At 62.9% G+C, this 12,855-nt stretch carries 14 protein-coding genes; 4 read left to right on the top strand and 10 right to left on the bottom strand.

The genetic code is table 11. The features are described from left to right. Positions 1–2: 2 nt before the first annotated feature. On the top strand, positions 3–1,022 hold the full coding sequence (locus J3S28_RS16410) for an ABC transporter ATP-binding protein (RefSeq protein ID WP_207841770.1): 1,020 nt from the start codon (positions 3–5) through the stop codon (positions 1,020–1,022). 74 nt (positions 1,023–1,096) lie between these two features. On the opposite strand, the gene J3S28_RS16405 is transcribed toward J3S28_RS16410, so the two are convergent. The 7 genes from J3S28_RS16405 to J3S28_RS16375 all read right to left on the bottom strand — a co-directional run bounded on the left by J3S28_RS16405 (position 1,097) and on the right by J3S28_RS16375 (position 8,678). Further along, complete coding sequence (locus tag J3S28_RS16405; RefSeq protein ID WP_207841769.1) at positions 1,097–2,350, bottom strand: cytochrome P450; 1,254 nt, start codon at positions 2,348–2,350, stop codon at positions 1,097–1,099. A 182-nt stretch (positions 2,351–2,532) separates the two neighbouring features. Further along, positions 2,533–3,609 carry a phosphotransferase gene (locus J3S28_RS16400; protein WP_207841768.1) on the bottom strand — a complete coding sequence of 359 codons (1,077 nt, stop codon included), beginning with the start codon at positions 3,607–3,609 and terminating at the stop codon, positions 2,533–2,535. Between the two features lie 178 nt (positions 3,610–3,787). After that, positions 3,788–4,636: an SDR family oxidoreductase gene (locus J3S28_RS16395; RefSeq protein ID WP_207841767.1), complete on the bottom strand. Its 849-nt coding sequence runs from the start codon at positions 4,634–4,636 to the stop codon at positions 3,788–3,790. A gap of 57 nt (positions 4,637–4,693) precedes the next feature. Then, complete coding sequence (locus tag J3S28_RS16390) at positions 4,694–5,140, bottom strand: hypothetical protein (protein ID WP_207841766.1); 447 nt, start codon at positions 5,138–5,140, stop codon at positions 4,694–4,696. Positions 5,141–5,144: 4 nt separating this feature from the next. Then, positions 5,145–6,074, bottom strand: coding sequence for an HpcH/HpaI aldolase/citrate lyase family protein (locus J3S28_RS16385; RefSeq protein ID WP_207841765.1), 930 nt, complete (start codon positions 6,072–6,074; stop codon positions 5,145–5,147). Then, positions 6,074–7,258, bottom strand: coding sequence for a CaiB/BaiF CoA transferase family protein (locus J3S28_RS16380; protein ID WP_207841838.1), 1,185 nt, complete (start codon positions 7,256–7,258; stop codon positions 6,074–6,076). Before J3S28_RS16380 ends, J3S28_RS16385 begins: the two co-directional genes overlap by 1 nt. 37 nt (positions 7,259–7,295) lie before the next feature. Continuing rightward, positions 7,296–8,678: an LLM class flavin-dependent oxidoreductase gene (locus J3S28_RS16375; protein ID WP_207841764.1), complete on the bottom strand. Its 1,383-nt coding sequence runs from the start codon at positions 8,676–8,678 to the stop codon at positions 7,296–7,298. Between the two features lie 254 nt (positions 8,679–8,932). Here J3S28_RS16375 and J3S28_RS28770 point away from each other — a divergent pair, with 254 nt between their 5' ends. Further along, a complete protein-coding gene (locus tag J3S28_RS28770; protein WP_207841763.1) occupies positions 8,933–9,637 on the top strand; it encodes a GntR family transcriptional regulator in 705 nt (234 codons plus the stop codon). Between the two features lie 32 nt (positions 9,638–9,669). Here the strand turns inward: J3S28_RS28770 and J3S28_RS16365 are convergent, their stop codons facing one another. The 3 genes from J3S28_RS16365 to J3S28_RS16355 are packed head-to-tail and all read right to left on the bottom strand — an operon-like array spanning position 9,670 to position 11,383. Continuing rightward, positions 9,670–10,170, bottom strand: a complete 501-nt coding sequence (locus J3S28_RS16365; RefSeq protein WP_207841762.1) for a flavin reductase family protein — start codon at positions 10,168–10,170, stop codon at positions 9,670–9,672. 41 nt (positions 10,171–10,211) lie between these two features. After that, complete coding sequence (locus J3S28_RS16360) at positions 10,212–11,171, bottom strand: HpcH/HpaI aldolase/citrate lyase family protein (protein WP_272874197.1); 960 nt, start codon at positions 11,169–11,171, stop codon at positions 10,212–10,214. Then, complete coding sequence (locus J3S28_RS16355) at positions 11,168–11,383, bottom strand: hypothetical protein (protein WP_207841761.1); 216 nt, start codon at positions 11,381–11,383, stop codon at positions 11,168–11,170. The genes J3S28_RS16360 and J3S28_RS16355 overlap by 4 nt, the downstream gene beginning before the upstream one ends. A 293-nt stretch (positions 11,384–11,676) precedes the next feature. Here J3S28_RS16355 and J3S28_RS16350 point away from each other — a divergent pair, with 293 nt between their 5' ends. Beyond that, positions 11,677–11,916, top strand: coding sequence for a hypothetical protein (locus tag J3S28_RS16350; RefSeq protein ID WP_207841760.1), 240 nt, complete (start codon positions 11,677–11,679; stop codon positions 11,914–11,916). Further along, the gene (locus J3S28_RS16345; protein ID WP_207841759.1) at positions 11,913–12,854 is read left to right on the top strand and encodes an ABC transporter ATP-binding protein; all 942 of its coding nucleotides are present in this window, start codon (positions 11,913–11,915) and stop codon (positions 12,852–12,854) included. The genes J3S28_RS16350 and J3S28_RS16345 overlap by 4 nt, the downstream gene beginning before the upstream one ends. The last annotated feature ends 1 nt before the right edge of the window (position 12,855 follow it).

Below are 12,855 nucleotides of genomic sequence, written 5' to 3'. Positions count from 1 at the left end.
CCATGGCCGGCAGCGGAAGCGCCCATCTTCGCGGCGACGAGGCACTCCTCAGTGTGCAAGACCTCGTCGTCGAATACCCGACCCGCGCAGGCACCGTCCAAGCGGTCTCGCGGATCAGTTTCGACGTCCTGCCCGGGGAAACCCTGGGAATAGTCGGCGAATCCGGCTGTGGAAAGTCGACCACCGGACGCGCCATCCTCCGACTCGACCGAGTCACCGCGGGTCACATCAGGTTCGGCGAGGACTGGATCGACAAGGTCGACGAGAAACACATGCGGAAGCTGCGTCGCGACATGCAGATGATCTTTCAGGATCCCGTCAGCTCCCTGAATCCGCGGCGTGCCGTGAAGGACATCGTGGTCGAGGGCATGGCGGTGTCCGGTTCGCCGAAAGCCGATCGAGTCGCCAAGGCCACCAAGGTACTGGACTCGGTCGGTCTACCCCCGGATCGGTATTCGGATGTGTTGCCTCGCGCCCTGTCCGGTGGTCAGGCCCAACGCGTGGCCATCGCCCGGGCGCTCGCTCTCAATCCCCGTCTGCTGATCTGCGACGAACCCGTATCAGCGCTCGATGTCTCGGTTCAGGCCCAGATCTTGAACTTGATCGAGGATCTGAAGAAGGAGTTCGATCTCACCGTCGTCTTCATCGCCCACGACCTCGGCGTCGTGCGGACCGTCAGCGACAACGTCATGGTGATGTACCTCGGTAAGGTATGTGAGTTCGGTGACTCGGTGCAGGTTTACGAAAACCCGGCCCACCCCTACACCCGGGCACTGCTCGATTCGGTCCCGCTGACCGATCCGGAGAAGGGTTTCGCCGGGCCCGCGCTCGAAGGCGATGTGCCATCACCCTTGTCGCCTCCCGCCGGATGCCGATTCCGCACCCGCTGCCCGAGGGCGGAAGAACGTTGCGTTACTGAAGAACCCGAGATGCATGAGGTTACGCCCGGACAGTATGTGGCCTGCCATTTTCCGCTCGACGTGGCCTTGAAGGACACGCCCGTCTTGTCCAAGCAACTCTGAAGAGAACAGCCGATATGCCGAAGGGGCCGATGAGCATCGATGCTCATCGGCCCCTTCGGTTCAGACGACTGACGTCAGGTCACATCGAACAACACCGGGATGGCAGTTGCCCCGCGCTCGTACATCCCGACGAACTCGGGTTGCTCCGCTGCACGGTCCAGCCGCAGATTCGGTAGCGCATCCAGCAATGCGTTTATGCCCACCGTCATCTCGGCACGCGCCACGTGCATTCCCAGACACATGTGCGTTCCCTGTCCGAATGCCAGAGTTGGCCGCTTCTTGCGGTAGATGTCGAAGACATCGGGATCCTCCCACCGTTCCGGGTCGCGATTGGCGGCGCCGACACACAGATGGATCACCGCCCCCTTCGGGATCTCCTTGCCGAAGAACTCGATGTCTTCGGTCACGAACCGCGAGAACATCGGGTCCGTGGGCGTCCACCGCAGAGTCTCTTCGATCGCGGCTTTGACCAGTGCCCGGTCCTGCCGCACCGCGTCGAGAATGTCGGGACGCTGTAAGAGCGCCGTTATCGTCATACCCATCTGCTTCCACGTCGTCCCGGAACCCGCCGACAGCAACAGAAGTGAGAAAGAGTAGATCTCGTTGTCCGAGAGCCATTGGGTCACCCCGTTCTCATCGGTCAGTTCTGCCTGCACCAGCACGCTGATCAAGTCATCCCGGGGCTCGCTGCGCCGCGCCGCGACGATCGGCGCCAGAATCTCGATGACGCGCGCCTGATCGGTGTTGAGACAGGCCCTGATCTCGAGCGCCTGTTCGACAGGGACACCGAAACTGCCGGTGATCGTCAATACCGGTATCGCGGCGCAGAAGTCCACGTTGAGTTCCGCGTGACCATCGCTGGAGAACGCCTCGATCAACTCGTGTACGCACTCCTCGATCCAGTTCCGGATCCACCACTTGGCGTTGTTCGGGAGAAACGACGGTTGCACCAGACCGCGGTAGCGGTGATGCTGCTCGCCCCCCATTGTCAGCATGCTGTTGTCATGTCCGTACGCCCCGGAGACCGGATCCACCGGTTCGGAAGACGACGCAAAAACCTCCGGATTACGAAAGGCCTCGAAACAGGCCTCGTAACTGAATGCCGAGTAGTGCGGTCGATCCGGGAAGGGCAAGCCCTGAAAATACAGGGTCCCCGGGTGTCCGGTGAGTTCGTGAACCGTTCCCTCGTGTACCGGCCCGGTTGCCCGCAGGTCGTGCCAGATCGGATACGGGTCACCGGCGTAGAGCCCTCCGGTCAATGCGTTGTACGAGCTTCTGAGGTCGAACAGCTCCCGAAGCCGAGCGCGGTCGACTGTGGCCGAAGTCATGTCGGACTCCCTGCCGGTTCGGGTCTCGCAGATGTGAACCGGGACAGTCCCGCTGCGCCTTTCATTGCGTCGCCCATTCGCCAAGTTCCCCAATCGACATACGTTCATCTCCCTGATCGGTAGTGCTCAAACTCCACCTTAGTAGAACGTAGTTCTCGCTTGCAAGAGAGTTGCATTCTTGTTCAACGTCTCGCGAAGAGATCCGACGTCAGAGCATCGTGATCAGCGGCAGCAGAGCCCAGGCGATGTAACAGAATTTCGATCAGCCTCGGTTCGACCTGTGATGTGATCCCCCAGAGATAGAAGCCCCTCACGATTCCGCGACTCAGCGCCCGCCAAGCGACGTCTCTTGCCGGCGGCTTGACGCCGGCGGCCCGGAGGCAATCCAGGTAGTGATCCAGCAGATCGCGTTCATTGCTTCTACGATCGGCGACGGTGAGCGCCGTAGCGATATGCGTTCCTATGTCGACGTACCACATACCTCGTTGAATCAGCTGCCAATCAACCAGACTCGGGTTTCCCTGCGGGTCCAAGAACAGATTTCCCACATGAGCGTCACCGTGGATCACACACCAATCCGAGGATGCATGTTCGGCCGTCAAGGCCTGAGCCAGAAGCACGTACGCCTCCACCAGCCGGGGCGCATCCCGCACCTCGGCAGGTACGCGACGACCATTGGGACCGTCGAAGTTGGCCTCGACCCTGTCGGTGATCGCGTCGATACCCCACGCGCGCAGTGCACCATCAAGGCGTGGCTCGAGCCAGTGCGCGTCAGCCCACCGTGAACCGCCCCACGTGGAGGCATGTAGCCGAGCGAACTCACCAAGACTCTGGGCAACCTGGTCAGGCGTGAACGCACTGGCCGCATCCAAGAACTCGCCGCCACCGGCCACCATGTCTTCGGTGATGATCACCCCATGGCGCGCAGTCGTATCGTAGTCGGCGTAGACGCTGCGCAGCGTCCGGGCACCGCTCTCGGGTGCGAGGTCCCGATAGAAGTACGCCTCACGCTCCCCGACATGGCGGGCCTCCCGTCCGACTTCGCTGAAATAGCCCTTCACACAGAGCGACTCAGACAGCCCATCGGGTACGCCGCCGGCGCATCTGATCGTGAACCGGGCGTTCGTCGACACACGTTCGACAATGGGCCCCGGGGCCACCTCTGTCACCTCGATCCCCGGGAACCGAGGCTGCAGTGCGCCGGTGAGCCACCGCGGCGACAACGCCTCGTCGAGCGTGTCCGGCACCGTCACGGTCATAGCGACTCCACCCGCCGACGTCCGCACCTCACGTCGGGACCAACATGACTCTCACGAAGAGTAGAACGTAGTTTCCTCATACACGAGAATGTAATACTGATTTACTCTGTATGTGGCGTTTCGGCAGACAGCGTCCCACCTGAAGTCCGGGTACGCGGCCAGCGTGGCCGGCAATGCTTCAGCGATCGACGTAGAAGTCGTAGTCGAGGGGTTCAACGCCACCGTAGGCCGACAGATCGGAGACACCGTGGCCGATGAGTACGTCGGCATCGATCAGACATTCGCCGGTGTCGGTGGCCTTGCGGGCCAACACCAAGGCTGCAGCATGTGCCATCACCTCGGGCTCCCTGGCGTGCGAAGCCGCATCGGGATCGGCCTGCAGGTTTTTGACCGCCGCGGTTGCAATCGTGGTCTCGGGCCACAGGCAGTTGACAGCGATGCCGTGCTGCACGAACTCGTCGGCGAATCCGAGTGCCAGCAGCGTCATCCCGTACTTCGAGAGCGTGTAGGCAGGGAACTTGCCGAGCCAGTGCGGCGACATGTTCAGCGGTGGCGAAATCGAGAGTATCTGCGCATCGGCGGATGCGATCAGGTGAGGCAGCGCTGCTTGCGTCAGTGCGAACATCCCCCGGACGTTGACACCCTGCATGAGGTCATAGCGTTTCAGAGGTAGATCAGCCGTCTTTGCCTCGTTGATCACGCTGGCGTTGTGCACGACGATGTCGATACCACCGTACGTCGAAACCGCGGTGTCCACTGCCCGCTGAACGTCTTCGACATTCCGCACGTCGCCGACGACCCCGACCGCTTTGCCGCCGCTCTTTTGAATTTCTTCCACCGCGGTGTGAATTGTCCCGGGTAATTTCGGGTGTGGCGTATCGGTTTTCGCCAGCAGTACGATGTTCGCCCCGCGCTCGGCGAGAGCGATCGAGATGGCCAATCCGATACCGCGACTGCCGCCGGACATCACCACGGTTCGGTTCGCGAATGCATCTGCCGATAGGGATTCGAGTGAGTTGTTCGCCATCCCACTACGATAGCAGAATCCCGTTCTCCATTAAGAGAGTGACGATCTCCAAGCGGATCAGGCGATCAGCGACGCACTGACTTCCAGCTCCGAACAACTCTGCGGAGACAGCGGAAACAGGACCACACCATCGGCGATCTCAAGGGCGTGAATGTCTTTGATCAGTCCGAAAAGACCGCAAACGGTCCCGACGTAGAGCGTCCGCTGCCGCCGCGGGATCGCCAGTTCTGAGAAGATTCGTCGGGCTGCGGCTGCAGAGGTGCTGACAACCACATCGATGTCCAGGAACAGCGGACCCGCTGAGGCCGACCGCCCAACGCGCAGACGATTCGATTGAAGCTGAGCATCCCTGAGATCAACTGCTTGGATACGACTTTCGGCGGCGGGCACCGGTACATCGACCTTGCCGGCCAGCCATCTGTACGACGAGGGTGGCACAGGACCGGACTGGTCCTGCCGATGCGCGAGACACACCAGCGGACCTGTCCGATCGAGAGTTTTCATGACACTACTCGGCCGGAATCTGCGAGAGAATGGCCTCAGCCAGCTTCACGTGTGCAGCATCGACGAGTTGTCCGTCCACGCTGGTGGCGCCGAGGCCGCGGGCTTCCGCTTCGCGGTAGGCCTCGATGTTCCGGCGTGCCCTGGCAATCTCTTCCTCGGTCGGGGAGTAGACCCGGTTCGCGATGTCGATCTGAGCCGGATGGATGGCCCATTTGCCGTTGAACCCCAGTGCCGCTGCGTTGCTCGCATCCTCGGCGTAACCATCGGTGTCTTTGAAATCGGGATAGGGCGCGTCGATGGCCAGGACACCGGCGATACGCGCAGCGGTGAGGACCTGCATCCGCGCATAGTGCCAGAAATCGCCGGGATAGCCGCCGCGCGGCTTGAAATTGGTGTCGACGCGGGCATTCTGGGACACCGACAGGTCGCCGGCACCGAAGATCAGCGCGTCGAGCCGGGGGCTGGCCAGAGCAATCTCTTCGGCATGGGCGACGCCGGCCACGTCCTCGATCAGCACCTCGAGGCGAACCTGTTTGGACAGACCGAGGTTGGCCTCGATCTGGGTCAGCAATACATCGACCCACCAGACATCACGCGCGGAGGTCACCTTGGGCACGATGATCGTGTCGAGATTCTCTCTTGCCCCGGTGACGATCTCGATGATGTCGCCGTAGGCCCACTTGGTCCCGATGTCGTTGACGCGGACCGCCCGGACGGTTGATCCCCAGTCGTAATCGTTCAGAGCGTGCACCGCTTTTCCGCGGGCTTCTTCTCGAAATGCCGGTGCGACCGCATCTTCGAGATCCAAGAAGACCAGATCGGCATTCGAGGCTGCCGCCTTTGCGAACATGCGGTCGTTGGTTGCCGGCGTCGCCAGTTCGGAACGGCGGAGAAGTGGTTTGGCGGAGTTGTCGGGCGTCGAGTTCGCGGTCATCAGATGATCTTTCGGGTGCGGAGGTCGCTGATACGAGAGTCGTCGAGCCCCAGAATCTCGGCGAGTACCTCGTCGGTGTGTTCGCCTAGTTTCGGCCCGAGGGTGTCGACGATCCCTGCGTTGTCAGAGAATCGCGGTACCGGTGCCTGCACCAGCATGCTCTCGAGCTCGGCGTCGTCGATACGGACGAATACTCGCCGAGCTTTCATCTGTTCGTCGTCGACGAGGTCCGAGATGTCGTATACGGGTGCTGCTGCGATCTCCCGCTCCTCGAACACGCGCATGGCCTCGGCGAGGGTCTGCTGCGAAACCCATTCCGCAACAATCTCATCGACCTCCACAACACGTGTGAGCCGCCGCTGGGGGTCGGAGAAGTCCGCATGTTCAGCCAGGTCGTCTCGACCGATCGCCCTGAACACCCGCAGTGCGATCGACGGCGCGCTGCCCGACATCGCGAGCCACTTGTCGTCCTTGGTCTTGTACGTGTTCCGGGGCGCAGAGATGTTCCAACGGTTGCCGGCGCGCTCTGGAACGACGCCCGTCTGGTCGTAGGTCAGCAGCGATTGTTCGAGTAGCCGCGCCAGCGGATCGACGAGATTGATGTCGATGAGCTGTCCGTTGCTGCCGTGGACGTCTCGGTGGTAGAGCGCCATCATGATCGCGTACGCCGCATTCAGCGAGGCCACGCCATCGGCAAGCATGAACGCGGGCAATGTCGGCGGCCCGTCTGCTTCACCTGTGGTGTGGGCGAACCCGCTCATCGCTTCTCCGAGGGTCCCGAAACCGGGTCGGGTCGACTTCGGCCCACTGAGCCCGAAACCGGTGACGTGCAGCATAACCAGCTTCGGGTTCTCCGCCGAGAGCGCTGCATAGTCGAGTCCCCACTTAGTGAGCGTGTGGGGACGGGTGTTGGCGATGACGACGTCACACTCTTTCGCCAATGCCCGGACGAGTGCCTGACCGTCCTCCTTGCGGAGATCGACCGTCACCGAACGTTTGTTGCGGCCGACGCTCTTCCACATCAATCCGACGCCGTCTTTCTGAACCCCCCAGCCGCGTATCGAGTCTCCACCCTGCGGTTGCTCCACCTTGATCACATCGGCACCGAACTCGCCCAGGTAGGTGGCGGCCAACGGAGCGGCCGCGAGGGACGCCATGTCGAGCACCCGCAGACCCGAGAGCATCTGACTTCGTGGGCCAGGTGCAGGCGTGGGCCGCTCCTCAGACACTCGCATTCTCCTGGACGGCTGCGAAGGAGTTGGCGGGCTGCTCGAGGCCGAGATTCTCACGCAGTGTCGGACCGGCATACTCGGTACGGGTCAGACCACGCTTCTGCAACTCGGGGACCACCATGCGGACGAAGTCCTCGAAAGCGCCCGGGAAATGGGTTGCAGCGATGACGAATCCGTCGCACGAGCGCGCCTGGAACCAGTCGTCCATCTGATCGGCGATCTGCGTTGCGGTACCGACGAACCGTGGTCCCTGCAGCAGCGTGGCGCGATGGTTCGCCAGCACACGCAGCGTGAGCTCGACGTCGGCACCGACGTGCTTCTTGACCCCTTGGACCAGACCGCGGATGCCGGAGATCGAATTGATCAATTCGTCGGTCACGACGTCGTCGAGAGAATATCCGGAGAAGTCGAAGTTCGTGACCTCGGACAGCAGCGTGAGCGAGGCCATCGGGTGCACGAGCTCGTTGAGGAAGATGGCTTCCTTGCTGCGGGCGATCTCTTCGGTCTCCCCGACGATCACGTAGACCATCGGCAGCAGACGGACCTTGTCGGCATCGCGACCGATCTCGGTGGCCAACGCCTTCTGCTGGGTGTACTGATCGGTGGCGACCGCCTGACTCGGCGCGCCGGTGAAGATCAGATCAGCCCACTTGGCAGCGAACTCCCGACCGCGTCCCGAGCTGCCGGCCTGGATGATCACCGGGCGACCTTGCGGTGTCCGCGGAACCGTCAGCGGCCCACGGACACTGAAGAACTCACCCTTGTGGTTGAGTTCGTGAACCTTCTCGGGATCCGCGAACTGGCCGCTTTCCTGGTCGCCCACGATGGCGTCTTCTTCCCACGAGTCCCACAACCGGCTGACGACGTCGATGAACTCCTCGGCACGGTCGTAACGGCGATCGTGCTCGGAATGCGAGTTCACACTGAAGTTGCGGGCTTCGGCGTCGTTGACGGACGTCACGACGTTCCACGCGGCTCGTCCGCCACTGAGGTGATCGAGAGTGGCAAAGGTTCGCGCCACGTGGAATGGCTCGTAATAGGTGGTCGAGTAGGTGGCGCCGAGCCCGAGGTTGTCGGTGGCCGCGGCGGCCGCACCCAGGATGGCCGTCAGGTCGAGCTTGATAGGACGGGCGCCATACCGAACCGCGTCATCGGCCGAGTCACCGTAGATCGACGGCATCGCGAGGCGGTCGTCGAAGAACATCAGGTCGAAGCGTCCCTCTTCGAGGACACGTGCGATGCGCTGGTAGTACTTCAGGTCGAGGTAGTCGCGGGCGGAGTTGGAGTACCTCCACGAGCCCGCGTACACGGACACGTTCGACGCCTGCATGAAGGCCACCAAGGTCATCTGGTCGGTTCTACGTGTCGTCATTTCACTTCTCCCTGGGTCACGCTCGACGTGGCGAGCGCATCTGACATATCAACTGACTGTTGATATATTGAATGGTGTTTCCGCTGGACGTCAAGTCGGAGATCACATTGACGTTCCGACGGGCGTTCGGACCAGACGCGCCCGCGCCGGGGGACGCGGCGGTCAATATCCTGGGTCGGCGGCACCAAAGGCCACGGTCTGCGCGACGGGCAGGCAAGAAAAGGCGACGGACCGGTTAGAAAAGGAAGTGCGTGGTGAGTCGAGGCGACAATGGCCCCTGGGTAGTCGGCGAAGTTCGCGACGGCGGTGCCGGCCGACGAACCGAACGCGAACGCGTCGGCGACGTTCTGCGCGACCGCATCCTTTCCGGATTGCTCTCCGCCGGCGACCGAATCGACCTCGATTCGTACGCCACGGAATTCGGTACCAGCCGGACCCCGGTACGGGAAGCGTGCCTGACCCTGGCGCAAGAGGGGCTCGTGCGGGTCGCCCAACGCAGTGGGGTCACGGTCATCGGGGTCTCTGCCGAGACCACGATGGAAAACTTCACGATCATGGCGGCACTGTCCGGCGTCGCGGCCCAATGGGCGGCAGAGAAGATCGGGCCTCGCGATCTGCTCCGTGTCCGAGAACTGAACCGAGAGATACACGTCGCGGTCCAAGCCGGCGACGATATCGCCACCTTGAACTGGCTTTTTCATCGCGAGATCAACAAAGCCTGCGGCTCGCCCCGACTGCAGGCGATGCTCGGCGACGCCGGGCGCATGATTCCCCGGCGGTTCTTCGAGCTGTTCCCCGAACAGGTTCCGTGCTCGCTGGACGATCACGACGCCCTTGTCGCCGCCCTCGCCGCGCGCGACGGCTCCACAGCGCGCCGGGTCAGCGAAGACCACTTCCGCGGGCCCGCCGAGCTGCTCAGCGCCCACATCCACCGCCAGGGCCCCACGCCTACGCAATGAAAGTGGTCCGGGCGCCATCGACACTCCCGGCTCTACTCGACCCGGGACGCAGCGCCGAGCACGTGCCACGTTCGATCATGATAAACCAATGGGGCACTTGAGCATTCGTCCTTCATATCCTTGATCTCGAGCGCTTCCACAGCGATCACGGCCGAACTACCAGCATCCATCTGCCCGATGACCTTCCCCCGAATCCAGGTCCGCGCCGACGGAAAGTGGGGTTCACCGGTGGGCAGCCGCGACCAGATGGACTTGTCGGCGAACCGATCGACTCCGCTAGTCGCGCCCAGCTTGGCTATCGGCAGCTCATCGACTCCCAGAAGGTGAACCACGACGGTCTCGGCCGCCCGGATCGTAGGAGTGCTCGACGACTGATGCGACACCGAGAACATCAGCAGCGGCGGATCGACGCTGACCGACGACACCGAGGTGGCGGTCAGAGCGACCGGTCCCCGGCCGGCGTCGGCGGTGATCACCGACACCCCGCCCGGGTGAGCGCGAAACGCTGCTTTGAAGTGCTCTGCGGTAGTCATATCGATATATTATGCTTTAATTGATATATCAGACAAGACCCTCATGCCGGAGCCACCCACCGGTCCAGCCGCTCCATCCCCGCTACCCGACCCTTGGCCGAGATCACCAATGCCATCTTTCGGGATGCTTCGTCGATCATCTCGTCGCCGAGCATCGCTGCCCCACGCGCACCACCCGATTCGGATGTGCACCACGCGTACGCGTCGAGGATGTTCTCGGCGTGATCGAAGTCTTCTTGGCGCGGACTGAAGATCTCGTTGAGATCGTCGATCTGCGTCGGATGGAGGGCCCATTTGCCGTCATATCCGAGCGCGGCCGCCCGCCCGGCCACACGCCTGAAGCCATCGAGGTCTTTGATCGCGAGGTACGGGCCGTCGATGGCCTGCAGATCGTGCGCGCGCGCGGCCATCAGGATGCTCATCAGGATGTGGTGGTAGGCGTCCCCGACGTCGTATCCGGGCGGTTGCTCGCCGACGACGAGTGACTTCATCTGAATCGACGCCATGAAGTCGGCGGGCCCGAAGATCAAGGTCTCGATGCGGGGGCTGGCCCCAGCGATGGCGTCAAGGGCCAGAAGCCCTTTGGCGTTCTCGATCTGGATCTCGAACCCGATCCGGCCGACCTCGAGACCCTCCGCCTTCTCGATCTGGGTGACGAGTAGGTCCAACGCCTGAACCTGAGCTGCGTCTTGAGTTTTCGGCAGCATGAGGCAGTCGAGGTTGGCACCGGCCCCACCCACGACATCGACGACGTCGCGGTACGTCCACTCGGTGGTCCAGTCGTTGATTCGCACCGTGCGAACCCGGTCTCCGAATCCGCCTTCGTTGAGAGACCTCACGATGTTCTCGCGGCCGGCCGGTTTCGCCGCCGGGGCACACGCATCCTCGAGATCGAGAAAGAGCGCGTCAGACCTCAGCGCTCGGGCTTTGTCGATCATCTTCAGACTCGAGCCGGGTACCGCCAAGGTGGACCGGCGCGGGCGAGGAGAACTCTTGGTCAACGGCCTTCTCCCGATTCGCCCTCCGGCGTCCCCAAGCCTTCCGCCCCGGGGGTGGCAGGAGCCAGCACCTCTTCATCTCGTGATCCCGAACCGGCGGTTGCGGTCGGGCCATCCTGCGAGCCCAGGTTCTCCGCTCCCGGCGTCGCCGGCGCGAGTGCAGCATCGACAGCCTCTTTCGACTCGGCTTCGTGCTGTTGTTCGTTGGATGACATCTTCAGCCTCTCTTGACGCTCTGTTGCGATGCGCCACCCCTCATGCGAGGCGTGGTCGCCGACTGTCTCCGGCGCCCTCAAGAAATCGATATTCTCGAAAATGAGAGCGTTCCTCTCCCCATAGTAGCCCCAAGCTTCCCGCCGCGACAGGTGGTGAACACAAGTCAGGCGTCGCGGCACCGAGACGCCGTGCATCCGATGACTTTTGTCATGGCTCAGTAGTGCAACAACCAGGCTTTATCGATGATCGCGGGCACTACTGTCCGCGGCTGAACTCGACCAGGGTTATTGCCATGACCACAACACAGAACGACTCACCACTGGGCAATCTCCTGTCGGATTCGATGCGCTTCGGTCCGGCCCCGACCCGACCCCGCGAAGTAGCTGTCATCATCAGCACCTTCGTGTTGTTCGGGATCATCGCAGCGGTCGCGGCAGCGCCGATCGTCTTCGTGGCGATCGCCGCAGCAGCGATCGCCACGAACTTTGCGATCCGCTGGGCCGTCGGCAGCCGGAAGTGGGGTTCGCGATGAGCAACGTGATCTCCGCACGCGGCCTACGCCGGGTTTACGGCCAGGGCGACTCCGCATTCGAGGCGGTCAAGGGCATCGATCTCGACGTTGCGGAAGGCGAGGTGTTCGCCCTCCTCGGCACGAACGGCGCGGGCAAGACCTCGACATTCGACCTCCTGGAAGGCCTCGAAGCCCCCACGGAGGGTGATGTGGCCGTCTTCGGCCTGGACCCTCGCAAGGACCGCAAGCTGGTCCGCCCGCAGGTCGGCATCATGCTGCAGTCCGGCGGCCTGCCCGCGGAGCTGACCATCACCGAGACCCTGGAGATGTGGCGCGGCACCTGTAGCAACCCCACGACCGCCGAAGCGGTACTCGAACAGGTCAATCTCACCGACCGTGCGAACGTCCGGGTCGGATCGTTGTCCGGCGGCGAGAGGCGACGGGTCGACCTGGCCTGCGCCCTGCTCGGGCAGCCGCGGCTGCTCTTCCTCGATGAACCCACCACCGGGCTCGACCCGGAGAGTCGCCGCGCCACGTGGCGTCTGCTCGCCGGCCTCAAAGCCGCCGGCGTCACGATGGTCCTGACCACCCACTATCTCGACGAGGCCGAGGCCCTCGCCGACACCATCGCGATCATGCACAAGGGGCAGATCGCCCGCCGCGGATCGCTGCGCGAGATCGTCGACCAGCACCCGGCACGCATCGTGTTCGATCACCCGGGATTGCCCTTGCCACCGCTTCAAGACGCGGGCATCGACGCGCAGTCGCGAGTGACGATCTACACCCACGACCTCCAGGCACATCTGTCCGAGCTGCTGGCCTGGGCCGGCGCGCACCGACTGCAGCTGAACGGTCTCGAAGCACGCGCAGCCTCACTCGAGTCGGTGTTCCTCGACATCGCCGACGACCCTGCCGACCCATCGGCACCCACCCCCGACATGATCGGAGCATCACGATGAC

Source organism: Williamsia soli, assembly GCF_017377795.1.
In the GTDB taxonomy this organism is placed as follows: domain Bacteria; phylum Actinomycetota; class Actinomycetes; order Mycobacteriales; family Mycobacteriaceae; genus Williamsia; species Williamsia soli.
Note: the sequence above shows the minus strand (reverse complement) of the source record. Positions and strands in the feature narration are given on the sequence as shown.